Source organism: Streptomyces longhuiensis (assembly GCF_020616555.1).
Lineage (GTDB): Bacteria > Actinomycetota > Actinomycetes > Streptomycetales > Streptomycetaceae > Streptomyces > Streptomyces longhuiensis.
In genome coordinates this window covers 3774269-3797846 of sequence record NZ_CP085173.1, presented here as the reverse complement: position 1 = coordinate 3797846, position 23578 = coordinate 3774269, and the positions used below count along the sequence as shown (strand labels likewise).

Annotated in this window: 23 protein-coding genes; 12 read left to right on the top strand and 11 right to left on the bottom strand. The window is 72.3% G+C overall.

Annotated elements, in window-relative coordinates; genetic code table 11:
- Position 1: 1 nt before the first annotated feature.
- Positions 2-976, bottom strand: a complete 975-nt coding sequence (locus tag LGI35_RS17580; protein ID WP_227294755.1) for an aldo/keto reductase — start codon at positions 974-976, stop codon at positions 2-4.
- Positions 977-998: 22 nt separating this feature from the next.
- Positions 999-1478, bottom strand: a complete 480-nt coding sequence (locus tag LGI35_RS17575; protein WP_227294754.1) for an SCP2 sterol-binding domain-containing protein — start codon at positions 1476-1478, stop codon at positions 999-1001.
- A gap of 86 nt (positions 1479-1564) precedes the next feature.
- Between LGI35_RS17575 and LGI35_RS17570 the strand changes: the two genes are divergently transcribed.
- Both LGI35_RS17570 and LGI35_RS17565 read left to right on the top strand, forming a co-directional pair.
- Positions 1565-2290 carry a TetR/AcrR family transcriptional regulator gene (locus LGI35_RS17570; RefSeq protein ID WP_341483369.1) on the top strand — a complete coding sequence of 242 codons (726 nt, stop codon included), beginning with the start codon at positions 1565-1567 and terminating at the stop codon, positions 2288-2290.
- Between the two features lie 174 nt (positions 2291-2464).
- Positions 2465-4405, top strand: coding sequence for an AMP-dependent synthetase/ligase (locus LGI35_RS17565; protein ID WP_227294753.1), 1941 nt, complete (start codon positions 2465-2467; stop codon positions 4403-4405).
- Here the strand turns inward: LGI35_RS17565 and LGI35_RS17560 are convergent.
- The 3 genes from LGI35_RS17560 to LGI35_RS17550 all read right to left on the bottom strand — a co-directional run bounded on the left by LGI35_RS17560 (position 4344) and on the right by LGI35_RS17550 (position 7646).
- Complete coding sequence (locus LGI35_RS17560) at positions 4344-4937, bottom strand: TetR/AcrR family transcriptional regulator (RefSeq protein WP_227294752.1); 594 nt, start codon at positions 4935-4937, stop codon at positions 4344-4346. The genes LGI35_RS17565 and LGI35_RS17560 overlap by 62 nt on opposite strands.
- 82 nt (positions 4938-5019) lie before the next feature.
- Positions 5020-6678 (bottom strand): phytoene desaturase family protein, encoded by a 1659-nt coding sequence (locus LGI35_RS17555; protein ID WP_227294751.1) that lies wholly within the window; start codon positions 6676-6678, stop codon positions 5020-5022.
- Positions 6675-7646 carry an ACP S-malonyltransferase gene (locus LGI35_RS17550; protein WP_227294750.1) on the bottom strand — a complete coding sequence of 324 codons (972 nt, stop codon included), beginning with the start codon at positions 7644-7646 and terminating at the stop codon, positions 6675-6677. Before LGI35_RS17550 ends, LGI35_RS17555 begins: the two co-directional genes overlap by 4 nt.
- A 240-nt stretch (positions 7647-7886) precedes the next feature.
- On the opposite strand from LGI35_RS17550, the gene LGI35_RS17545 reads away from it, so the two are divergent.
- The 5 genes from LGI35_RS17545 to LGI35_RS17525 all read left to right on the top strand — a co-directional run bounded on the left by LGI35_RS17545 (position 7887) and on the right by LGI35_RS17525 (position 11439).
- Entirely contained in the window at positions 7887-8177 is a 291-nt protein-coding gene (locus LGI35_RS17545; protein WP_227294749.1) for an acyl carrier protein, read from the top strand.
- The gene (locus tag LGI35_RS17540; protein WP_227294748.1) at positions 8170-9408 is read left to right on the top strand and encodes a beta-ketoacyl-[acyl-carrier-protein] synthase family protein; all 1239 of its coding nucleotides are present in this window, start codon (positions 8170-8172) and stop codon (positions 9406-9408) included. The genes LGI35_RS17545 and LGI35_RS17540 overlap by 8 nt, the downstream gene beginning before the upstream one ends.
- Positions 9405-10514: a beta-ketoacyl synthase N-terminal-like domain-containing protein gene (locus LGI35_RS17535; protein WP_227294747.1), complete on the top strand. Its 1110-nt coding sequence runs from the start codon at positions 9405-9407 to the stop codon at positions 10512-10514. Before LGI35_RS17540 ends, LGI35_RS17535 begins: the two co-directional genes overlap by 4 nt.
- An 86-nt stretch (positions 10515-10600) precedes the next feature.
- Positions 10601-11026 carry an FAS1-like dehydratase domain-containing protein gene (locus tag LGI35_RS17530; protein WP_227294746.1) on the top strand — a complete coding sequence of 142 codons (426 nt, stop codon included), beginning with the start codon at positions 10601-10603 and terminating at the stop codon, positions 11024-11026.
- Complete coding sequence (locus LGI35_RS17525) at positions 11023-11439, top strand: MaoC/PaaZ C-terminal domain-containing protein (RefSeq protein WP_227294745.1); 417 nt, start codon at positions 11023-11025, stop codon at positions 11437-11439. The genes LGI35_RS17530 and LGI35_RS17525 overlap by 4 nt, the downstream gene beginning before the upstream one ends.
- Here LGI35_RS17525 and LGI35_RS17520 read toward each other — a convergent pair.
- The 5 genes from LGI35_RS17520 to LGI35_RS17500 all read right to left on the bottom strand — a co-directional run bounded on the left by LGI35_RS17520 (position 11342) and on the right by LGI35_RS17500 (position 15718).
- Entirely contained in the window at positions 11342-12748 is a 1407-nt protein-coding gene (locus tag LGI35_RS17520) for an MFS transporter (RefSeq protein ID WP_227294744.1), read from the bottom strand. The two genes, LGI35_RS17525 and LGI35_RS17520, sit on opposite strands and share 98 nt — an antisense overlap.
- An 89-nt stretch (positions 12749-12837) precedes the next feature.
- Entirely contained in the window at positions 12838-13281 is a 444-nt protein-coding gene (locus tag LGI35_RS17515) for an ester cyclase (RefSeq protein ID WP_116512913.1), read from the bottom strand.
- A gap of 48 nt (positions 13282-13329) precedes the next feature.
- Positions 13330-14034, bottom strand: coding sequence for a 3-oxoacyl-ACP reductase FabG (fabG, locus tag LGI35_RS17510; RefSeq protein ID WP_227294743.1), 705 nt, complete (start codon positions 14032-14034; stop codon positions 13330-13332).
- Positions 14031-14729, bottom strand: coding sequence for an HAD family hydrolase (locus tag LGI35_RS17505; protein WP_227294742.1), 699 nt, complete (start codon positions 14727-14729; stop codon positions 14031-14033). The genes fabG and LGI35_RS17505 overlap by 4 nt, the downstream gene beginning before the upstream one ends.
- Positions 14726-15718 carry an AfsA-related hotdog domain-containing protein gene (locus LGI35_RS17500; protein ID WP_227294741.1) on the bottom strand — a complete coding sequence of 331 codons (993 nt, stop codon included), beginning with the start codon at positions 15716-15718 and terminating at the stop codon, positions 14726-14728. The genes LGI35_RS17505 and LGI35_RS17500 overlap by 4 nt, the downstream gene beginning before the upstream one ends.
- Before the next feature lie 225 nt (positions 15719-15943).
- On the opposite strand from LGI35_RS17500, the gene LGI35_RS17495 reads away from it, so the two are divergent.
- Positions 15944-16588, top strand: coding sequence for a MerR family transcriptional regulator (locus LGI35_RS17495; RefSeq protein WP_227294740.1), 645 nt, complete (start codon positions 15944-15946; stop codon positions 16586-16588).
- 11 nt (positions 16589-16599) lie between these two features.
- Here the strand turns inward: LGI35_RS17495 and LGI35_RS17490 are convergent, their stop codons facing one another.
- A complete protein-coding gene (locus tag LGI35_RS17490) occupies positions 16600-17247 on the bottom strand; it encodes a class I SAM-dependent methyltransferase (protein WP_227294739.1) in 648 nt (215 codons plus the stop codon).
- Between the two features lie 164 nt (positions 17248-17411).
- Between LGI35_RS17490 and LGI35_RS17485 the strand changes: the two genes are divergently transcribed.
- From LGI35_RS17485 to LGI35_RS17470, 4 genes are all read left to right on the top strand, one after another.
- Positions 17412-18044 carry a DedA family protein gene (locus tag LGI35_RS17485; RefSeq protein ID WP_227294738.1) on the top strand — a complete coding sequence of 211 codons (633 nt, stop codon included), beginning with the start codon at positions 17412-17414 and terminating at the stop codon, positions 18042-18044.
- Positions 18045-18199: 155 nt separating this feature from the next.
- Positions 18200-20395 carry an MMPL family transporter gene (locus tag LGI35_RS17480; RefSeq protein WP_227294737.1) on the top strand — a complete coding sequence of 732 codons (2196 nt, stop codon included), beginning with the start codon at positions 18200-18202 and terminating at the stop codon, positions 20393-20395.
- A 785-nt stretch (positions 20396-21180) separates the two neighbouring features.
- Positions 21181-21897, top strand: coding sequence for a hypothetical protein (locus LGI35_RS17475; RefSeq protein ID WP_227294736.1), 717 nt, complete (start codon positions 21181-21183; stop codon positions 21895-21897).
- A gap of 423 nt (positions 21898-22320) precedes the next feature.
- Positions 22321-23514 (top strand): lactonase family protein, encoded by a 1194-nt coding sequence (locus tag LGI35_RS17470; protein ID WP_227294735.1) that lies wholly within the window; start codon positions 22321-22323, stop codon positions 23512-23514.
- Positions 23515-23578 lie beyond the last annotated feature (64 nt).

Genomic DNA, 23578 nt, shown 5'->3' with positions numbered 1-23578 from the left:
TCTACGGCAGCGCCGCCCCCCGAGCCGTCACCCACAGCTCGTACCACTCCTCATGGGTGAGTTCGGGGTCGCGGAGGGCGGCGTCGCGGCAGGCCCGGATGCGGGTGGGGTTCGCCGTGCCGATGACCGGGGCGATGCGGGCCGGGTGGCGCTGGAGCCACCACAGGATGATCGTCTCCGGGGTGGTGTGCTTCTTCTCGGCCAGGGCCGTGACCAGCTGGGCCGTGGCGTATTCGGCGGGGGTCGCCTCGCGGCCGGTGTAACTGCCCTGGGCGAGCGGGCCCCACGCCTGGAGGCGGATCCCGTGGGTGGCGCAGTGTTCCAGGGTGCCGAGCGGGAAGCCGTTCGCGGCGGCCTCGGGCGTGTTCACCAGGACCCCGGCCTCCACCCAGTCCCGGCTCTTCAGGCTCATCTCCAGCTGGTTGGCGACGAGCGGGAAGTCCAGGTGGGACTGGAGGCGGGCGATCTGGTGGGCGTTCATGTTGGAGACGCCGAAACTCCTGACGAGGCCCTGCTCCTGGAGCGAGGTGAGGGCCTTGGCCACTTCACCCGGGTCCGCCAGCGGGTCGGGGCGGTGCAGCAGCAGGACGTCGACGTGGTCGGTCCGCAGCCGGGTCAGGCTCTCCTCGACGTACCGCACGATGCGGCCGCCGCTCAGGTCGTACACCCCGGGGCGGTCGCCGTCGGCGAGGCGGATCCCGCACTTGGTCTGTACGGTGATGCGCTCGCGCAGCCCGGGCGTGCGGGCGAGCACCTCGCCGAACACGGCCTCGGCCTTGCCGTCGCGGTAGATGTCGGCGTGGTCGAACGCGGTGATGCCGCTGTCGAGGGCCGCCTGCACGGCGGCCTCGGCGGCGTCGATGTCGGCCGCCTTGTAGGGCGCGGAGTCCCAACTCCCGCCCAGCCCCATGCATCCGTAGATCAGCCGGTCCTGGTCGGTGTGCGCGTGAGGGTGCGCGTGCGGTGTCGTGGTCACCTCGGCAGCGTAGGCCCCGCCGTCACGGCTTGGGGATGTCGAAGTAGCGGTTGAGGCCCGCGGCGAGTGCGACATCGCCGGTGATCCTGACCTTGCGCATCATGAACATCGTGACGGGGCTCTGATTGCCCGAGACCAGCTTCAGGAAGTCCGCGTCGCCCATGGCGAGCGTGACGCGCGGCGTGGCGTCCGAACGGCCCTCGGTGACCGTGCAGGTCCCGTCCGCGACCGCCGTCTCGTACACGGCCTCCGCCTTGTCGGCGGCGCTCGTGATCTTCCAGCGGATCAGAGCCTGGAGCGAACCCGCGGCGTCCGGCTTGAACTGCCGCTCCATGCGGGTGAAGACCTCTTCGAGGATGCGGGCCCGCAGCTCGCCGTCCCGCGCGATCCGGTCGATCTCCTCGGCGGACAGACCCTTCACGATCTTCGCGAACTGCTCGGGCGAGACCGCCGAGAAGTCGAGGCCGGCAATCCCGTCGCGCGTGCTGGCGCCCTCGCTCATGGAACCCTCCGTGTGCCGAAACTGCTTACCATTCAGTAAACTTACCAATCGGTAAGGTTACGGCCGGGGCAGATGGGCTGACAAGCGTGACGGGTATAACGGGCGATCCGGCCGAAGGCTACGGGCGGCTCGGGGAGCCTTCCGGGGCGCGCGGTGACGGAGCGGGCCCTCCGGCCGGCCGACGGCGCCGTGTGCCGCGCCGTGAGCGCGAGCAGCAGATGATCGACGTCGCCGTGCGGGTCTTCGCCAAGCGCGGGTACCACGCCGCTTCCGTCGACGAGATCGCCGAACTCGCGGGCGTCTCCAAGCCGATGGTCTATCTCTACCTCGACTCCAAGGAAGGGCTGTTCCTGGCGTGCCTGCGCCGGGAGTCGGACCGGCTCGTCGCCGCGTTCCAGGGGGCGGCGCGAGCGGGCGGCGAACCCGAGGAGCGCCTCTACGCGGGCCTCGCCGCGTTCTTCGCGTTCGTCGCCGGGCACCGTGACTCCTGGGTCGTCCTGCACCGTCAGGCCGCCGAGCTCAGCGCCGCCGTCGCCGCCGCCGTCGCGCAGGCGCGCCGGGCCGTCATGGCCGAGGTCGCGGGCCTGGTCGGGGACGGCATCGCGGACAGCGGACGGGGAGCCCTGCTCGACGCCGAGGACGCCGACTTCGTGGCGCACGCGCTCGTCGGCGCCGCCGACGCGCTCACCGACTGGATGGAGCGCCACCCGGGCCAGTCCCCGGACGGGATCGCGCTGCGGCTGATGAACATGGTGTGGGTGGGGATGCGGCATGTCCTCGACGGCGAGGTCTGGACCCCGCGCGACGCCTGACCCCGCGCACGGCGCCCGACCGCGCGGGGACCCCTCACCCGCCCGCGCCGTTCGGTCGCGTCGGCCCCATTGAATTTCCCTTACGCGTGAGTAAGTTGACGGCCGAGTAAGTCTGCAAGTCTGCGTGGGACGAGCGAGACGCAGGGATCACGTCAGCCGCGACCTGGAGCCGTCATGGGCGTACGCAAGGATCTTCAACGGGCACAGCAGCGCGATGACTTGACGGACCGGGCCACCGTCGAGACCGTCAAGGACGGGCACGGAACCGTGCGCGAGGCACGCACGGCCGCCCTCGCCGCGGACCCCGGCGGGAGCACGCCCGCCGACATCCCCTTCACGAACGCCGCCGAGGCGCCCGACGCCGTGGTCCTGCGGCGCCGGGAGGGCGAACACTGGCGTCCCGTCACGGCGGCGGCCTTCGCGCGTGAGGTCACCGCGGCGGCCAAGGGGCTGATCGCGGGAGGCCTCGAACCCGGCGGGCGCGTCGCCCTCATGTCCCGTACGCGCTACGAGTGGACCGTCCTCGACTTCGCCATCTGGGCGGCCGGCGGGCAGACCGTACCCGTCTACGCCACCTCGTCGGCCGAACAGATCGAGTGGATCGTCCGGGACTCGGGCGCGCGCCATCTGATCACCGAGACGCCCGAGAACACGGCCACCGCGCGGGCCGCGCTCGCCGCGCTGCCCGAGGACGAGCGGCCGCGCTGCTGGGAACTGAACGCGGGCGCCGTACTCGAACTCGCCACCCTGGGACGGGAGGTGGACGACGAAGAGGTGACCAAGCGGCGCTCCGCCCTCACCCCCGACACCGTCGCGACCGTCTGCTACACCTCCGGGACCACCGGGAAGCCGAAGGGCTGCGTCCTCACCCACGCCAATCTGCACGCCGAGGCCGCGAACACGGTGGAGCTGCTGCACCCCATCTTCAAGGAGGTGACCGGGCAGGTCGCCTCGACGCTGCTGTTCCTTCCCCTGGCGCACATCCTCGGCCGCACCATCCAGATCTCCTGCATGCTCGCCCGCATCGAACTGGGCCACTGCCCCGGCATCAAGCCCGACGAGCTGCGGCCCCAACTGCTCTCGTTCCGGCCGACGTTCGTGGTCGGGGTGCCGTACCTCTTCGAGAAGATCCACGACACGGGCCGGGCCACCGCGGAGAAACTCGGCCGCGGTGCGTCGTTCGACCGGGCCGACCGGATCGCGGTGAACTACGGCGAGGCGCACATGGCCCGCTTGCTCGGCCACGGCAGGGATCCCCGCGGCAAGGGCCCGTCCCTCGGTCTCCGGATCGCCCACGCCCTCTACGACCTGCTGGTGTTCCGCCGTGTGCGCAAGGAGCTCGGCGGGCGCCTGCGCTACGCGATCAGCGGTGGCTCCCCCCTCGACCGGCGCCTCAACCTCTTCTTCTACGCCGCCGGGATCCTCATCTACGAGGGGTACGGGCTGACGGAGACCAGCGCCGCCGCCACGATCACCCCACCGCTCGCCCCGCGTCCCGGGACGGTCGGCCTCCCGGTGCCGGGCACGGCCGTGCGGATCGCCGACGACGGGGAGGTGCTCGTCAAGGGCGGCATCGTCTTCGGCGGATACCGGAACAACCCCGAGGCGACGGCAGAGGTGCTCGACGGCGGCTGGTTCGCCACCGGTGACCTGGGCGCCCTCGACGAGGACGGCTATCTCACCATCACCGGCCGCAAGAAGGACATCATCGTCACCTCCGGCGGCAAGAACGTCTCGCCGGCCGTCCTGGAGGACCGGCTGCGCAGCCGCCCGCCCGTCGGCCAGTGCATCGTCGTGGGCGACAACCGTTCCTACGTCGGCGCGCTGATCACGCTGGAGCCGGAGGCGGTCGCGCACTGGCTGTCCGTACGGAAGATGCCCGCCGACACCCCGATGGCCGACGTCGTCCGCGACCCGCGGATGACCGCCGCGGTGCAGCAGGCCGTCGACTATGCGAACGAGGCGGTCTCGCGGGCGGAGTCCATCCGTGAATTCGCTGTGGTGGAAGGCGAGTTCACCGAGGACAACGGGCTGCTCACCCCCTCGTTGAAGATCAAGAGGCATGCGGTCGCGGCCGCGTACGAGCGGGAGATCGAGGACCTCTACCGGGGCTGACCGCCGCCGCCGGAATCGGCAGCGAGGTCGAGGCCGGGGGCGCGATCGGGGTCGGGTGCGGGGGAGCTGCGGGCGGCAGGCTGCGGGCGAAGAGCGCGGCGAGTTCGGCGGGCGGGGCGCCCGTGCGCTCGCCGGCCAGGTCCCACAGGTCCAGCCAGCCGCGCCGGACCCGCGCGGCGAACGCGTCCTGGCCCGGCGACGCGGCCGTGGCGGCGGCCTGGAGCAGCATGAGGGGGACGTCCCGGTCGGCGCGCAGCTCCGCGTACGCCCGGGACATCCCCTCAAGGGTCGCGGGCGCCTCGCCCAGGGCCTGGGCGAGGCGCTGGAAGCAGCGGTCGGTGGCCGCCTCGAACAGGTCGTGCTTGGTCGGGAAGAACCGGAACAGGTAAGGCTGCGACACCCCGACCCGCTGCGCGATCGCCTCCGTCGACGTGCCGTGGTACCCGCGCCCGGCGAACTCGGCGAACGCGGCCCGTACGACGGCCTCCCGCCGCTCGTCGGCACTCAGCCGCATCGCGTGCCCGGCCCGCACCGCCCGCTCAGGCCTGCTCGGCAGCGGTCGGTGCGGGCCACGACCAGGGTGAAGTGCGTCGAGGGTCTCCTCGTGGGTCGGTTCACAGCAGGACGTCGTCTCCCTTGGACACATCCAGCGGGTCCCAGCCCTCGCCTCGTTCCGGGAGCAGGGACGGGGCCGAGAGGACGGACCCCGTGTGGACCTCGTGCATCAGGCGGCGGTCCAGGATCCGGCCCGCGCAGGCGATGCCGCTGACCGCCGAGCCCGTGATGCCGTTGCCGTAGCGGGTGTCCGCGCCGGCGATGTAGAGGCCCTCGACGAAGGTCGCCGAGTCCGGGCGGGCCCCGGCCGCGCCCCAGTGCGCCATGCCGAAGGGCGTACCGCCGCTGGAGAGCGTGTAGCGCTCGTGGGTGAGGGGCGTCGCGGTCTCCAGGTGTGTGAGGTGACCGCGCAGCGGGCCGAGCAGCTCCTCCGCCGCGTCCAGGACCGCGTCCGTGAGGCGGGCCTTCTCCTTCTGGTAGGCGGGGTTGCGCCGGTACTTCTCGCCGTCCGCGGGGCCCGTGCTCACGCCCCACTGCTCGAAGCCGGGCGGGCACAGCGTCATCAGCTGGAAGTTGGAGTGGCCCGGAGGGCAGATGCGGGGCGTGACGTCGTCCTTGCCGGAGGCGAACGACGCGAAGAGGAAGTCCGAGCCGCCCTCCACGGTGCCGGCGCGCAGCCCCGCGTAGAACCGCTCGATGTCGTCGCCGCGGTACCACCACAGGTTGGCCTGCTGTTCGATGTCCCGGTCGAGGGCCACGTAGACCGCCGCCCAGGGGAGCGCCATCCGGGCGTCGCGCGTCTTGGCGGCGAGGCGGCGCGGCAGGTTCCGCGCGCCGACGAGGTCCAGCATGGTGCGCCGGTAGTCGGCGTTCGAGACGACGACCGGGGCGGACGCGCGGCTGCCGTCGGCGAACTCGACGCCCCGCGTGCGGCCCTCCTCGACGGCGATCCGCGTCACCCTGCTGTACGTGCGCAGCGCGCCGCCGTGCGCGCGGATCACTTCGAGGAGCCCGGCCGCGAGCATCTGGCCGCCGCCCTGCGGGTAGTAGGCGCCCCGGATGTAGTGGTCGGTGACCGTGGCGTGCAGGGCGACGGTCGCCTCGCCGGGCGCCATGCCGTAGTTCGGCGACTGGGCGGCGAGCAGGGTACGGGCCCGTGGCGACAGGCCGCAGTGGTCGAACAGCTCGGTCAGGGTGCGGCGCCCCCAGGCCACCGACCGCGGTGCGTGCTGCGGGAGTTCGGACATCGGGAGGTCCTCGGCGGCGACGATCGCGTCCCGCCGCTCGGTGCCGAGCCCCGCCACGACGTCGAGGAACGTGTCGATCCCCGCGGCGTCGGCCGGGCACGCCTCCTGGAGCCGTTTGCGGTACGTCGCCCAGTCCGCCGGCATGTCGAGCGTGGCGCCGGGGATCACGATGCGGTCGAAGCCGTCCGGGTCCATCTCGCGGTACGTGAGCCGCTCGCGCAGACCGAGCCCGTCCAGGACCGCGGGCAGCAGTCCGTCCGGCCCGCAGTCGCCGAGATAGTGCACACCGACATCGAACTCGTAGGCGCGGCGCCTGCGGAACACATGGCTGTTGCCGCCCGCGACGCCGCCCTGCTCGGCGACCAGGACCCGCTTGCCGCAGACCGCGAGATACGCGGCGCAGACGAGACCGCCGATGCCGGAGCCGACGACGATCGCGTCCCAACGGTCTGCCTGCTTAGTGGAGTTCATGCCACGCTCCGCGTCGGTGTCGACGGGAGCGGGGTCGGCACCGCCGGCAGCTGCCCCGGTTCGCCGACCGTGAGCCGGGAGACGCGCGGCGCGGTCTTGCGGGCCAGGCCCGTGAGCGTACGGCCGGGACCGATCTCGACGAACATGTCGCAGTGCAGCGCGTCGGCCATCGTGCGCACCGAGTCCGTCCAGCGCACCGGCGACGTCAGCTGCCGCTTCAGGAGCCCGGGCCAGCCGTCGGAACCGCGGTAGGGGCGGGCGTCGACGTTCGCCACGACCGGCGCGAAGCCGTGCAGGAACTCGGTCTCCGCCAGGGTCCGCTCGAACGACACGGCGGCGGGGGCCATCAGCGGCGTGTGGAAGGCGCCGCCGACCGGGATCGACACGACACGCGTCGCCCCCAGCTCCACGGCCACCGCGGAGCACCGCTCCACGGCAGCGGTCTCGCCCGAAAGGACCGTCTGCTGAGGCGAGTTGAGGTTCGCGACCCAGACCCGGCCGCCGTCCTCGCGCACGGAGGCGGCGGCCTTCTCCAGTTCACCGGCGGACAGGCCGAGGACCACGGCCATCGTGCCGGGCGCGTCCGCGCACGCCTTGCGCATCGCCTCGCCGCGCGCCGCGACGAGCCGTACGCCGTCCTCGAAACCGATGACGCCGGCCGCGACGAGCGCCGCGTACTCGCCGAGGCTGTGGCCCGCGCACACCAGGGGGCGGCCCGCGGCGGGCAGGACCTGCCGCAGCTCGCTCAGGATCACCATCTCCAGGACGAACGTGGCGAGCTGCGCGTTGTCGGTGCGCCGCAGATACGCGTCGTCGGCGCGGAGCAGCAGCTGCACCACGTCACGCCCGGACACCTCGCTCGCCCGCTCGGCCAGGAACCAGCCGGGGCTCGACGCCCACGGCCGGCCCATTCCCGCCTGCTGCGCGCCCTGCCCCGGAAACACCAGAGCCAATCGCGGACCTGTCATCTCGTCCATCGCCTTCTTCTGTCTCCCGGAATTACGGCTACGGCGATGATTCCAGAGGGATTTGGAACCGCCGTAGAGGGCAGATAAAAGGTCTCGGAATACCCGCGCGGGGCGGGGGAGAAGCCTTTGCTGTCACTTTCGGGGAATGCGCTGTCTCTTTCGTTGGGCGCCCCTTGTCCGGCCCGCTCCGGCCCGCTTACGTTCCCTTCGTCAAGGCAGCAGGCGATGAGAGGAACACACATGACTCAGCAGACCGTGGCGTCGGCGGCCGGCTACCACGAGCAGGTGAGCCGGATCGTCATCGAGGAACTCGAGCTGGAAGAAGGAGAGCTGACGGACGGCGGTCATTTCATCGACGACTACGACAGTGACTCGCTCTCCCTCATCACCGTGGTCTCCCGAATAGAGAAGGAATTGGGAGTGGCCATTCCGAAGGACACCCTCGGCGATCTGGTGAATCTGCGTCTCCTCGTCGACGCCGTTGTCCAGCACGCCGCGGGCCAGCGGGCGGGGGAGAGCGAGAATGGCTGACACCGCCGGTGCGGCACGCCCCTCGCGCCGCGTCGTCATCACCGGGCTCGGCGCGGTGTCGCCCGTCGGCATCGGCGCCGACGTGTTCGCCGCCGCCGTCCGGGCGGGCGTCAACGGCACCGCCCCCATCGAGTCCTTCGACGCGAGCGCCTTCCCGCGCCGTAAGGCCGGCGAGGTCCTCGACTTCGAGCCCGCCGACCACCTCAAGCGGCTCGACCCGCCGCGCTGGGGCCGCAGCGGCCTGCTCGCGGCGGCCGCCGCCCGGCTCGCCGTCGCCGACGCGGACATCGACGAGGAGCAGCTCGACACGGCCCGCGCGGGCGCCGTCATGGGCACCACCAGCGGCGAGTCCGCGGTCGTCCAGGCGCTCGCCGAGCAGTGGATCGAGGGCGGGCTCGCCTCGATCGACGGCGAACTCGCGGGCCAGACACCGGCGTCCAGGATCGCCAACGCGGTCAGCGCGGAACTGCGCCTCACCGGCGAGACGCAGACCATCCCGACGGCCTGCTCCGCCTCCAACTACGCGCTCGGCTACGCCTACGACCTGGTGCGCAGCGGCGAGGCCGAGGTGATGCTCGCGGGCGGCGCCGACGCCGTCAACCGCCTCACCCACGCCGGGTTCTACGCGCTCGGCGCGATGGCCGAGGACGTGCCGCGGCCCTTCGCCGCCGACCGCTCCGGCATCGTCACCGGCGAGGGCGGCGCCGTCCTCGTCCTGGAGACGTACGAGCACGCCGTGGCGCGCGGCGCCCGCATGTACGCGGAGATCCTCGGCTACGCGGCCAACTGCGACGCCGCCCACATGGTGCACCCCGACGCGACCAGCATCGCCGCGGGCATCAGGGCCGCGCACGAGGCGGCGGGCGTCGAGGCCGCGCAGATCGACTACATCTGCGCCCACGGCACGGGCACGCCGACGAACGACTCCACCGAAGTGGCCGCCGCCCGCGAGGTGTTCGGCGACCGCATCCCGCCGATCAGCTCCATCAAGTCGATGCTCGGCCACACCATGGGCGCCGCGTCCGGCTTCGGCGCGATCGCCTGCTGCAAGGCGTTCGAGCAGGACTTCCTGCCACCCACGGCCAACGTCACCGAGTCCGACCCGGCGCTCGGCGAGGGCGTGGACTGCGTGCCCGGCGTCGGCCGCGAGGCCCGCCTGGACATCGTGCAGAACCACGGGTTCGCCTTCGGCGGGAACAACGTCATCACCATCCTGGGGAGGGTCTCGTGACGACCGCGACTGCGACCGCGGGCACGGCCGCCGTCGCGACCGCCGCACCGCTCTACGTCACCGGCGCCGGAGTCGTCTCCGCGGCCGGGTACGGACTTGCCCCGCTCGGTGAACTTCTGCTCAAGCAGGGCGAGTTGGAGAGGCATCCGGCCGGTGAGGACGCGGAAGCGTACCCGCCGCGCCCCGTCCGCGCCGTCCACGGCTTCGACGTCAAGGCACACCTGGGCCGCAAGGGCACCAAGTACCTCGACCGGCTCACCTCCTTCGGCCTGGTGGCCTGCAAGGAGGTCCTGGAGGGGGCGGAGGTGAGCGGCGGCCGCACCGGCGTCGTGCTCGCCACCAACACCGGCTCCGTGTCGACGCACAGTTCCCTCCTGTACGACACGCTGACCCTGGAGAAGCCGTACCTGGTGAACCCGGGCCAGTTCCCGAACACCGTCATGAACAGCACCTCCGGGCAGATCGCCATCCGCAACGGCCTGCGCGGCCTGAACGCGACCGTCGCCGGCGGCCAGACCGCCTCGCTGCTCGCGTTCCGGCACGCACGCCTCGCGCTCGGCCTCGGCCGCGCCGAGCGGCTCCTCGTCGGCGGCGTGGAGGAACTGAGCGCCCCGGCGGCATGGGCGTGGCACCGCACCGGGGTGCTCCGCGAGGACGCGGCGCTCGGTGAGGGCGCGGCCGTCTTCACCGTTCAGCAGGACCCTGCGGAGGGGGCCCTGGCCGAACTCCTCGCGTGCGAGGTGCGGTTCACACCGGACCCGCGTCAGTACGCCGACGGTCTCGCGAACGCCGTCGCGCGCGCCCTCGACCGCAGCGGGGTCCGCCCCGAGGAGGTGACGGCCGTCTCCCTCGGCGCCGTCCACCACCGCGGCCTGGAGCGGATCGAGGAGCGCGGCGTGCGGGCCGCGCTCGGGGGTGAGCTGCCGCGCGCGGTACGGGTCGCCGATGTGCTCGGCGAGACGTACAGCGCGAGCGGCGCCCTGCAGCTCGCCGCCCTCCTCGCGCTGTGGCAGGCAGAGCCGCCGGCCTCGCCGGTGACGGCCCTCGTCACCTCCGTGGGCCGGGACGGCAACGCCGCGGCCCTGGTGGTGCGCAGCCCCCGCTGAGGCTGCCCCGATGACGGCAGCGGCGCCCGCGAGTCTCCCCGCGGGCGCCGCTGCCTTTTCCGTCGACCTCCCCCGAAGGAGCCCGTATGCCCACCGCCACCCTCGACCCGGCCTGTGCGGGCCGGACGTACCCGCCCACCGAGCCGTACGAAGTGGGCCGCGAGAAGATCAGGGAGTTCGCCGCCGTCCTCGGGGCGCCGGCCGGTGACGGCGCCGTCGCGCCGCCCACCTTCCCCATCGTGCTGTCCCTGCACGTCATGAAGCAGGTCCTCGACGACCCGGACCTCGGCTTCGACTTCGCGCGGGCCGTCCACCGCGACCAGCGCTTCGAGTCGGTCCGCCCGGTGCGCGCCGGGGACCGGCTCACCGTCACCGTCGAGATCGCCGCCGCCGAGACGGTCGACGGGAACGACGTCGTCACCCTGCGCGGACACCTGCGCGAGGCGGACGGCGGTGCGCCCGTGTGCACGACGACCTCGACCCTCGTCTCCCGTAAGGAGGAAGCCGTATGAGCCAGGTACCGCGGCCCGGCGACCGGCTGCCGACCCGCACCTTCCGTTACACCCGCGAGCGGCTCGTGGCCTACGCCGCCGCGTCCGGCGACCACAACCCCATCCACTGGTCCGACTCCCGCGCCGCCGCCGTGGGCCTGCCCGGTGTCATCGCGCACGGCATGCTCGGCATGGGCGTCGCCGCGACCGCCGTCACCCAGTGGGCGGGCGAGCGGGCCACCCTCATCGAGTACGGCACCCGCTTCACCCGCCCGGTCCTCGTCCCCGACACCGCCGACGGCGTGGACCTCACCGTCGACGGCACCGTGGGCGACGTCAGGGAAGACGGGACGGTTCGGGTCGATCTGACGGTGCGCTGTGCGGAGCAGAAGGTACTGGCGCGAACGCGCGCGGTGCTGGCGTACGACCGATAGCAAGGCCCGCGAACGCCCCGGCGAACACCACGGCGGCCCCCGTCAGCACCGCGCTGCGGAGGCCGCCGTGCGTGTACACGGCGGTCAGGACGGCGATGCCGAGGGCGCCGCCGAACTCGCGGATCGTGTTGTTCACGCCGGACGCGAGATTGTGCTCGTGCTCCGCGACCGAGCCGATGACCGTAGCCGGGTTCGCCGCGAAGACGAGACCCATGCCGACGCCCGCGAGGACCATGGCGCCGACCATCTGCCCGTACGCCAGACCGGGCTTCGAGATCAGGGCCAGCCACACCAGCGCGACCGCCTGGAGCAGACACCCCGCGGCCTGGAGCGGCCCGCCGCCCACTCGCCCGACCAGCGCGCTGGCCAGCGGCACGACCACCATCGGCGCCGCGGTCCACGGCAACGTACGCAGACCCGCCTCGAACGGCGAGTAGCCCATCGGCCCCTGCATGAACTGAGCGAGGAAGAAGATCGCGCCGAACACCCCGAAGTACATGGTCAGGGCCAGCGCGTTGCTCAGCATGAAGGGGCGTACGCGGTAGAGGTGCAGCGGCGCGAGAGGCGTCGGGGTGCGCCGCTGCCACCAGGCGAAACCGGCGAACAGCGCGGCGGACACGGCGAGTCCGGCCAGCGGACGCACCGCGGTCCAGCCGCTGTCGGCTGCCTGCACGATGCCCCACACGGCCGCCACCACCGCACCCGTCACGAACGCGATGCCCGGCACGTCGAGGCGGCGCGGCGCACCCTTGGACTCACGGATCGCCCACAGGGCGAGAGGGAGCGCGACCGCCCCCACCGGCACGTTGATCCAGAAGATCCAGTGCCAGTCGAGCCCCTGTGTGACCAGGCCGCCGGCCATCGGGCCGAGCGCGATGCCCAGGCCGTTGACCCCGCCCCACACACCGACCGCGAGCGGCCTGCGCTCCGGGGCGACGGCCGCGACGGCCAGCGTCAGCGAGACCGGCAGGACGGCCGCGGCCCCCGCCCCCTGCACGACCCGGGCGGCGACGAGCAGGCCCGCCGAGTCGGAGAGCGCGCACGCCGCGGACGCGACGGTGAAGAGCCCGATGCCCCACACGAAGACGCGCCGCCGGCCGATCCGGTCGCCGAGAGCGGCGCCCGCGAGCAGCAGCCCCGCGAACGCCAGAATGTACCCGTTGACGACCCACTGGAGGCCGGACTGGCGCACCCCCAGGTCGCGGGAGATGACGGTCAGCGCGTTGGTCACGACGAGGTTGTCGACGGCCACCATGAACATGGGCAGCGAGGTCGCGATCAGCGCCCACGCCGCCCCCTTTGCTCGCACGATGTCTTTCCTTTCCTACGGCTTGGGGACGCGAGGAGGCCGCCGGCCCTCGAAAGGTCCGGCGGCCTGGCCCGCGCGTACGAACGGCGTTACGCCTGCGTGCCCGCCGGCGGCAGCTTCAGCTCGACGGCGCCGATCTGCGCCAGCAGGAACAGGTCCTGGCGGCAGGCCCAGTGCTCGTGCACCAGACCGTCGTCACCGACGCGGTAGATGTGGATGTGCTCGACGTCGACCTTGTTGCCGGTGCCCTCGAAGCCGAGGAAGTTGCCGGTGTGGATACCGGTGAAGCGCACCCGGATGACGGCCTTGTCGCCGTCCGCGAACGAGTCGATGTGGTCCCAGCCGGCCTCGGAGAACACGGAGTTCATCCAGCGGGCGGTGCCGAGGTAGCCCGACGGGCCGCCGGGGGTGCCGGGCGGGGCCTCGTAGTCGACGAAGCCGGGGGCGACCAGCTCGTGGGCGACCTTCTCGTCGAGGTCGTTGAAGATCTTGCCCATCTGCTGGGCGATCTCCAGAACGGTGGCGTTGGACATGGAGTTCCTTTCCTGTAAGGGACGTTGGAGTGCCGCAAACCGGGCCGGCTAGTGGCCCACGCCGAGGCCGCCCGTGACCGGGAGGATCGCCGCCGTGACGTACGAGGCCTCCTCGCTTGCCAGGAAGCGGACGGCGGCGGCGACCTCGTCAGGGGTGCCGGCCCGGAACAGGGACGTCTGGCCGAGGACGTGCTGACGCCGGGCGTCGGTGACGTCCTTGACCATGTCGGTCTCGATCAGGCCGGGCGAGACGATGTTGACCGTGATGTTGCGGCGGCCCACCTCGCGGGCGAGCGAGCGGCCGAAACCGATCAACCCGGCCTTGGACGCGGCGTAGTTGGTCTGGCCGGGCGCGCCCGCCATCGCGCTCATCGAGGACATGAGGACGACCCGGCCCCAGCGGGCCTTGAGCATGTCCGGCACGACCTCCTTGGCGACGGTCACCGCCGACATCAGATTCGTCTCGATGACCGCGCGGAAGTCGTCGTCCTCCATGCCGACGAGCAGCTCGTCGCGGGTGATCCCGGCGTTGGAGACGAGCACCTGGATCGGCCCGTGCTGGATGCGGGCCTCGTCGACCGCGCGCCGCACGGACTCGGGGTCCGTGACGTCGCAGCGCACCCCGAACAGGCCCTCGGGCGGCTCACCGGTGCGGTACGTGACGGCGACCTTGTCGCCCTGTTCGGCCAGGGCGCGGGCGGTGGCGAGGCCGATGCCCCGGTTCCCGCCGGTGACGAGCACGGAACGGCTCACGGAGTCAGCTCCTGGGAGTGGAGGATGGGGGCCGCGGACAGGAGCGCGTCGAGCCGCTCCGCCGCCTCGGCCGTGTCGGTGAAGTGGATCGCCTGCCAGCCGGCCGCCTCAGCGCCCGCGCAGTTGTGCGCCAGGTCGTCGACGAGCACGCAGTTCTCGGCCGGCACCCCGGCGCGCTCGGCGGCGAGGGCGAACATGCCGGGCGACGGCTTGCGGTGGCCGACCTCGAAGGACAGCAGGACGTCGTCGAAGAGCTCCGCCGGGTCGACCATGCGGCGCCAGTGCGCGTCCCAGGTCGGCACCATGTTGGAGAGCATCCCGACGAACGCGCCGCGCTCGCGCGACGTGCGCAGCGCCGCCACCCACGCGTGGTTGGTCTCCCGCCCGTCGAACCAGGCGTCGGCCAGCGTCGTCAGATGGACGCCGGTCACGCCGTGGTCGGCGGCGAGCGCTTCGGAGACCTGCGCGAGCCACTCCTCCTCGGAGACGAGAGGGGTGTCGATCGGCTCCATGATGTCGCTGGTGCAGTAGCGGGCGGTCACCTTGCCGAGCGCCTGCTGAAGGGCCTGCGGATCGATGCCCTGCGCCTTGCAGAAGGTGCCCATCGTGTGGGCGATCGGCGGGGTGAGGACCCCGCCGAAGTCGGTCCAGACGGCGAGACGACGGGGCGCCCGCGCGTCCTGCGTGCTGCTCACAGCTCACTCCCGGGTGCGACGGTGACGGTGACGTGCGCGATCTCGGCGTCGCCCTGGAGGAAGCGCACGGGGGTCTGCGTCCGGCCGCCGTCCGCGCGCATCCGCGGCGCCTCGGCGTGCACCGGCTCGTCGAGCTCGGCGAACCGCGAGAAGCGCGCCTCGAACCCGACGGCGTACGTCGTCTGCGGCTCGCCGGTGGACAGCAGGGCCAGCTGCCGCGCCGCCTCGACGAGCGTCATCGCGGGCAGGTGGTCGTAGACGTGGTCGAACAGCGCGCGGTTGTCGAAGCGCGGGGTGACCTCGGCCGAGACCGCGGCGGGGGACGTCTGGGGGCGGGAGAGGACGACGTTCAGCGGGTTGCCGCGGCCCACCCGGGCGGGCTCGGCCTGCCAGATGTCGTCCACGGCGGCCCCGTGGTCGCAGAAGTCCGAGGTGAGCGGGGCGGGCGTGCCGCGCTGCGCGTGCCGCAGGACCTCGTTCTCGTGCTGGTTGAGGAACAGCACGTCCATCTCGTGCTCGCCGACCTCGGTGTCGTCGACGAAGTAGCGCTGGGCGACCTTGCCCTTGCGGTAGCGGCCGCGCCGCGTGGGCTGCCCGATGTACTCGGTGTCGATGCGCAGCCGGCCGGGCTCCGGGCCGACGACCAGTTCCTTGAGTCCGTACAGGTCGAGCCGGAACGTGTCGACGATCATCGTGGTGCCCTTGGAGAGCCCGATGTGCGCGTGCGACCCGGCGATGGCCGCCTGCCGGCCCGACTCCAGGAGCAACAGCGCGTCGTAGACCGCGGGCCGCTGGAGATGGTCGCTGTAGTAGCCGTGGGTGAGCGGGAGTTGGACCGCGGAGCGGACCTTCTTGGCGGCCAGCGCCCTGATGTCCGTGACGAAGACCTCGGAGACCGCGGCCCGGTGGACCAGGGAGCGGTCGACGGTGCGCCCGTAACTGAGTTCGGCGGGCGCCGAAGGAATCTCCGGAGCCACGTGTGTGGTCATACCTGTTTCCTTTGGCTGGGGTCCCTCGAGGACTTCTCGCGCGGGCATCTCGTGAAGACATCCGGTGAGGCTTCCGTCTGAGCGGAGGGGTTCGCTGCCGAATGAGCGTCGCAGGCACGCATGGAAGCGCGATGGCGCGTGAATTCAACGGTGATAAAAGCGTCTTCGCATTCCCGCGCACCGGGTGGGGAGCACGTCGCGGGGAAAGCGCAGTATCCTCATGGAATGCGTATCGGAGAGCTGGCGCGGCGTACCGGAGTTCCGGTCCCCACCATCAAGTACTACTCGCGCGAGGGCCTGTTGCCCCCGGGCGAGCGCACCAGCCCGAACCAGGTCGCGTACGACGATTCCCATGTCCGCAGGCTCAAGCTGATCCGGGCGATGCTGGAGGTCGGCGGCCTGTCCATCGCGGCCGCACGCGACGTCCTGTCCGAGGTCGACTCCCCGACCCGCACGGTCCACGGCATGCTCGGCGTCGCGCAGTCCGCGGTGACCAGGGCCGCCGTCGAGCGGGGCACCGACGAGGACCGGGAGCGGGCCGAGGGCGAGGTCCGCGAGCTCGTGCTCCGGCACGGCTGGGCGGCGAAGCCGGAGAATCCGGGCTGGCAGGCGCTCGTCCAGATCGTGCTGACCTACCGCGACCTCGACCGGGGCGACCTGCTCACCCTGCTCGACAAGTACGCCGCCGCGGCCGGGGAGTTGGCGGTCGCCGAGCTCGGCGCGCTCGCCGATGTGCCCAGCGCCGACGGCAAGGTCGAGGGCGTCGTCCTCGGCACGGTCCTCGGCGACGCGGCCATGGCGGCGCTGCGCCGGATCGCCCAGGAGGACGCCTCCGCCCGGATCCGCAGCGGGCGCAGGCACAGCGCGTAGCCCCCGCCGGCTCACCCGGCGTACGCCAGCAGTGGCGCCACCGGCGCCAGATGGTGCACATGGGCGGGCGGCAGATTCCCGAACACCGTCTCCGTGCGGAACCGGTGCCGGTCCAGGGTCCGCCCGACGACGGCCTGCACCGCGAGGGTCCGCTCGCGCGCCCCGCCCGTCGTGAACACCCGGCGCAGCGGCGGCATCCCGGCGTACGCGAAGAACGACAGGGTGCCGCCGGGACGCAGCGCCGCGAGCAGCCTGCCGAAGATGTCCTCGACCGTGCCCGCGTCGAAATTGGCGAACGGCAGCCCGCACACGATGGTGTCGTAGCTCCCCAGCTCGTGCTCCTGCACGAGCCCGGTGAGCAGCCGCACCCGCTCGTCGCCGCCGTAGTCGCGGTGCAGGAGCTCGGCGAAGCGGGGGTTGGCCTCGACGAGGTCGAGGCTGTCCAGGGCGCCGAGCGAGGCCCTGATGCGCCGGGTCACGGCGCCCGTACCGGGGCCGACCTCCAGGACCGCGCGGGCGCGGCCGGGGCTGGGGATCACATAGCGGGTCAGGGCCCGCGCCAGCAGGGGACTGCTGGGCGCGATGGCCCCGGTGTCCCGGCGGGTGCGGGCGAACTCTCGGAGGAACAGCGTCACATCGGTCATGGCCACCTGCGTCATTAGTGATAGTGAAACTATCGATAGCGTAGGTTACTGTTGGAGCTCAGGACACGCCCCGCCGCTGCCCACAGCGACGCTAGTGGGCCTCTGACCTGGGAACACGCCTCACCAAAGACCCAGCGCATGCCTCCAAAGAGGCATCGGGCCCAGGGAAAGGGAGACCGATGGACTTCGCCTCACTCATGTCGTGGGTCGACTTCACGTCCGGCCTGTCCACCCGGATGTCGGGCGCCGCCTGCTGGGCGTACGCGATCCTCGCGGTCACCACGCTGCCGCCCCTGCTGCCCAACGCGGTGCTCCTGGTCACCGGCGGGATGCTCGCCGCGCGCGGCGAGATGTCCCTCGTCCTGGTGCTGCTCTCGGTGGCCGGCAGCGCGCTCGCCGGCGACGTCCTCATCCACCGCTTCGGCTGGTTCGCCGGCCGCAGGGTGCGTGGCGGCGCCGCGGGGCGCGGGCGCAGGGGCGAGCTGTTCGACTGGGCCGCGGGGCGGGTGCAGCGCGGCGGGATCCCGTTCGTCGTCGGCGTCCGCTTCCTGCCCAGCGGGCGCCTCCTCGGCGGGCTCGCGGCCGGTGCGGCGCGCTACCCGGCCGGCAAGTTCGCGATCGGTGCCGCACTCGCCGAAGTCGTCTGGGCCGCCTACTCGGTGGGCGTGGGTTACTTCGGCGGAGCGGTCAGCGACGACCCCGTGTACTCCGTCGCGATAGGCCTCGGCCTGTCCGTCGCCGTCGGCGCGGTCGCGGCGCTGGCCCAACGCAGGGCGACCGCCACGGCCGCGGATGTCTCGAAGGGGGCATAGCACCTTCCCCGAAACGTGAATATCGGACGCTCACCTTTCCTGGAAGCCTCGGAATTCGTCTGCTGCGTAACGGAATTCACCGCAGCCACCCGCCGCCGACGTCACACGAAACTGACGCTCGCCACACGCCATTTGATTGATTCAGGGAGACAGAAGTGTTTGCCGCTATCGGAAAGTTCACCGCGCGGCGCCGGAAATGGGTCGTCATCGCGGCAGTCGTCTTCACGCTGTTCGCCGGCGTGTGGGGCACCGGGGTCTTCGGCTCGTTCACCGGCGGCGCCGGCTTCGACGACCCGGCCAGCGAGTCCGTACAGGCCGACAAGGTCCTCGACGGCCCGCTCGGCCGCGAGTCCAACGATCTCATCGTCCTGTACGAGTCGAAGAACAAGAACGCCACGGTCGACTCCTTCGGCGCGGCCGTCCGCGCCGCGCTGGACGACGTCCCGCGCGCCGGCATCGCCCGCCTGGACTCGTTCTGGCACCCCGGCGGTCAGGACCCGAGCGCGTACGTGTCCAAGAACAACCAACAGACCTACGCGACCGTCCAGTTCACCAGCGATGACGACCAGAAGCAGGTCGAGGCGCTGGAGAAGATCAAGGACGACTTCGCGGCCGACGGCGTCACGGTCCGCTACGGCGGCGTCGCCGCGATGACCGACCAGGTCAACACCCTCACCGGCTCGGACATCGCGCGCGCCGAGATGCTGTCGGTCCCGATCCTCCTGATCCTCCTGGTCCTGATCTTCCGCAGCGCGATCGCGGCACTCCTGCCGCTGGCCGTCGGCTCGTTCGTGGCGCTGGGCTCCTTCGTCGTGCTCCGCGTCCTGACGATGTTCACGGATATCTCCAGCACGGTCATCAACGTCATCACGATCCTCGGCCTCGGTCTCGCGATCGACTACGCGCTGTTCCTCGTGAACCGCTTCCGCGAAGAACTCCACGCGGGCGCCGACGTCGACACGGCCGTGGAGCGCGCCACCGCGACGGCGGGCCGCACGGTCGCCTTCTCCGGTGTCGCCGTGGCGATCTCCTTCGCGGGACTGGCCTTCTTCCCCTCCCGCTTCCTCTCCTCGATGGGGTACGCGGCGGTCGCCGTGGTGGCGTTCGCGGTGGTCGGCTCCCTCACCCTCCTGCCGGCCCTGCTGCGGTACACCGGGCACAGCATCGACAAGTGGCGTATCCCGCTGGGCGGCAGGAACCGCGCCCCCAAGCCGGAGAAGGAGGGCCGCTGGTACCGCACGGCCCACGCGGTCATGCGCAAGCCGCTGATCTCCTCGCTGGCGATCGTCGCCGTCCTCGTGGGACTCGGAGCCCCGCTCCTCGGCGTCAACTGGGCACGCCCCGGCGAGTGGGTGCTGCCCTCGGACGCCGACGCGAAGGTGGTCGGCAAGACGCTCGCGTCGGACTTCGGGACGAACCCCGCACAGATCATGACCTCGGTCGTCCAGGGCGCCACCGGCCCCGTGGACCGCGCCGAAGTGGCGGCCTACGCAGCCAAGTTGGCCAAGGTCGACGGAGTGGCCTCCGCGACCCCGACGGCCTTCGAGGGCAACGACGCGCGCATCACGCTCCGCTACACGCCGGACGCCATGTCCGACGCCGCGCAGAGCATGGTCCACGACCTGCGCGCCACGGCGCCCCCGGCCGGCGCGGACACGCTCCTGACGGGCATGCCCGCGTCCCGGGTCGACATCGTCGGCATGATCGGCGAACGCCTCCCGTGGATGGCCCTCTTCGTAGCGGTCGTCTCGTTCTTCGTCCTCTTCCTGGCCTTCGGCTCCCTGCTCCTCCCGCTCAAGTCGGTGATCCTCAACCTCCTCTCGCTCCTGGCCGCGTTCGGAGCGATCAAGTGGATCTTCCAGGACGGCCACCTCTCGGGCCTCCTGGGCTTCGAACCGATCGGAGCGGTGGACGCCAACTTCCCGGTCCTGGTCGTGGCGATCGCGTTCGGCCTCGCGATGGACTACGAGGTGTTCCTGCTCTCCCGCGTCCGTGAGGAGTGGGAGGTGAGCGGCGACCCGGTCGAGTCGGTGGCCCTGGGAGTCCAGCGCACAGCCAAGATCATCACGAGCGCGGCACTGCTGCTCGTCGTGGTCGTCGGCGGCTTCATGGCCTCCTCGATCCTCTTCATGAAGATGATCGGGGTCGGCCTGGTCATCGCGGTCCTCGTGGACGCGACGATCGTACGAGGCCTGCTGGTGCCCGCGACGATGGCGCTGCTCGGCAAATGGGCCTGGTGGGCACCGGCCCCGCTGGCGCGCTGGTGGTCGAAGTACGGCTTCCGCGAGTCCTCGGCCCCGCCGCCCCCGCCCGCGCCCGCCCCGGCACCGCGCACCGAGGCGCTGCGGTGACGTTGCCCTCCGCAGGGCGGGCGGGAGAGGCACCCAGCACGGAGGCGCCCACCCCGCCCGCCCCCCGAACCGGGACGGCCGGCAACCCCGGTCCGGCCGTCCCTTCACACGCGCCGCGCCCCGGCCCCGTCACTCCCCCGTCGACGGCAACCCGGGGCGTGGCGCCCCTCCGAACGGATGGCGAGCCGGGCCCCCTCACTCATGAGCAGCCAGGCCCTCTCACCAACGAGCAGGCTGGCCCCCTCACCGATGAGGAGCCCGGCCCCGCCCCCGATGCACGGACAGGCCTCCGCACCGATGAACAGACGGACCCCGCCGCCGCCAGGGACGACCGGGACGCGCCGGCGGGGGAGGACCGGGACGACCGGGATGACCGAGATGCGCTTGCCGGGGATGATCGAGACGCGTCAGCGGGGGACGAGCGGGCCGCGCGCGTGAAGGCCAGCCGGGACGACCGGGCTGCACGCGCCAGCGCTAGCCGGGACGGCCGGGCCGCAGGCGGGAGTGCTATCCGGGACGGCCGGGATGATCGAGATGCGCTTGCCGGGGATGATCGAGACGCGTCAGCGGGGGACGAGCGGGCCGCGCGCGTGAACGCCAGCCGGGACGACCGGGCTGCACGCGCCAGCGCTAGCCGGGACGGCCGGGCCGCAGGCGGGAGTGCTATCCGGGACGGCCGGGATGATCGAGATGCGCTTGCCGGGGATGATCGAGACGCGTCAGCGGGGGACGAGCGGGCCGCACGCGCGAACGCTATCCGGGACGGCCGGCTGGCGCTCGCCGGAATGATCGCGGCCGGCGTGACCGCGGTGCTCGCCGCGCTCTTCGGGGACTGGGGAACCTGGTCCGCGCCCCTGGGCGACGGCCTGCCCGGCTTCCCCCTGGCGTGGGGAGTGACGGCGGGACCGCCGGTCGTACTCATAGCCCTGGCAGGCGTGTTCGTGGCCTGGGCGGGCGCGCCCTCCTTCGCCCGTACGTGGGCGCACACCGCCGCCGCACTGGCAGCGGCCACCGGACTCCTGGCCCTGCTACGGCTGCCCGTAGGCCCCGACACCACCTGGGCCGCGCTGGCCGAGGCCTCGCACGCGGGCCTGTTCGGCGTACTCGCGGGCTGGGCCCCGGCACTGGCGGCGCTGGCCGTCACCCGACGGCGCGCGGACGGCCGTACGGGACTCACTCCATACGTCTGGGTAACGGCCCTGGTGGCCGTGGCGCCCCTGCTCGTCCTGGCCGCCGGAACGGCGTGGAGCAGCCCGGCCCACACGTCCCTGTGCACGCCGTCGGAGTGCATCAGCCCGCGCGCCGGCCTCCTCTTCACCGGCGAGGTCACACTGCGCCTGGCCCTTCCCGCCTGGGCGGCGGCGATCGCCGTGCTGGCGGCGGCCCGCCGGGCACCCCGGTTCCGCGACCTGCGCGCGACCTGGCAGATCCTCGTGGCCCTGGCGGCGGCGGGTTTCGCGATCCTGCTGGCCCCCGGGCTGGTACTCGGAGCCAAGATCTGACGCGCGGGCGCACCGTCCGGCCGCCCACCACGAGAGGGCCCACGGAGCCCCACGGCCGATGAGCCGCGTACGAGACAAGGCCCGGCGACGGCGAAGGGGCAGCCCCACCGAACGCCCGACGGCGCACGAGACACGACCTGGAAGGCAGGCAGGCAGCGAGTTCCACCGGCCGTGAGGCGCCGACGAGACGGGAGGGGACGTGGGGGCATGTGCGCGCGGAGCCACCAGCACCACGTACGGGCAATCAACTAGCTGACGTGCACCCGTAGAACAGCGAGCACGTACATGCCCCCGCGGCCCCGCACCCGAAAACGCAACGGCCGACGACAGCCGGCACAGCCAGCGAAGCCGAAGCCCGAACCCCACCACTCGTCTCCCATGACGCTGCCCCGACCATTTTCCACGACAACGGAGAGCCGAACCATGAACGCGACGCACCACCCAAACCGCCGCAGGCTGCTCGCAGCATCCGCGGCCGGAGTCGTCGCCGCGCTGGCCTGGACCGGGGCCACAGCCGTAGCGGGTGACGCCCCACGCCCCCGCGCCAGGCGCGCGTACATCGGCGGGTTCACGCTCGGCGAGTACGGCCTGCCGGGCCTCCCCGGCATAGGCATCGCCCGGGTCGGCGCGGACGGACAGCTCGAACTCACCGGCTGGCAGCGGGACATCGTGAACCCCTCCTACCTCACTCTCGCCCCGAACCACCGCCACCTGTACGCCGTGAGTCAACGCCCCGGCGGAGCCACCGGCTCGCTCCACGCGTACCGCATCGACGGCGACAGGCTGCACCCCCACGGCCCGCCGCGCTCCAGCCACGGCGCGGCCCCCGTTCACCTGGCCGTCCACCCCGACGGCCGCTTCCTGCTCACCGTGAACTACGACTCGGGCCACCTCGCGGTCCTGCCGGTGCACCCCGACGGCTCCCTCGGCGATGCCGTCCAGGTGCTTCGCCACCACGGCCACGGCCCGCACCCGCAGGAACAGCGCGGCCCCCACCCGCACATGATCGCCTTCGACCCCGCGGGCCGCCGCGTCCTCGTCCCCGACAAGGGCAACGACCACATCTACGTCTACGACTTCGACACCCGCGCAGGCCGCCTCGAGCTGGCCCACAGGACCCAGGTCGGCCGAGGCATCGGCCCACGTCACCTCGTCTTCCACCCCGCCGGCAAGCTGGCCTACGTCACCAACGAACTGGGCCACTCCGTGACCGTCCACGCGTACGACGCGCCCACGGGCCGGCTCACGCCGGTCTCGCACGCCTCCGTGGCCCCGCCCGGCATCAACCCACGTAACGCCCCGTCCGCCGTCCACCTCACGCGAGACGGCGGCACCTTGGTGACCGCGGACCGGGGCCTCGACACGGTCGAGTCGTTCCGCGTGGAGAACGCGGGCCGCACGCTCACGCTCCTCGCGTCGCAGCCGGTCACGGCGAAGGCCCCGGGGACCCGCTGGCCCAGGGACGTGGCACTCGACGCGTCGGACCGGTTCGTCTACACGGCGAACCAGGCGGGCCAGTCGGTCAGCGCGTTCCGGCTGGACCCGGCCACGGGCCGCCTCGCCCCGGCGGCCCCGCCGCTCCAAGTGGCGAGCCCCAGTTGCGTACTTCTCGCATAGGGCGTACCGCAACACGAGCGAGGGAGGGGCTGCTCCCAGATCCACAGACCCGGGAGCAGCCCCT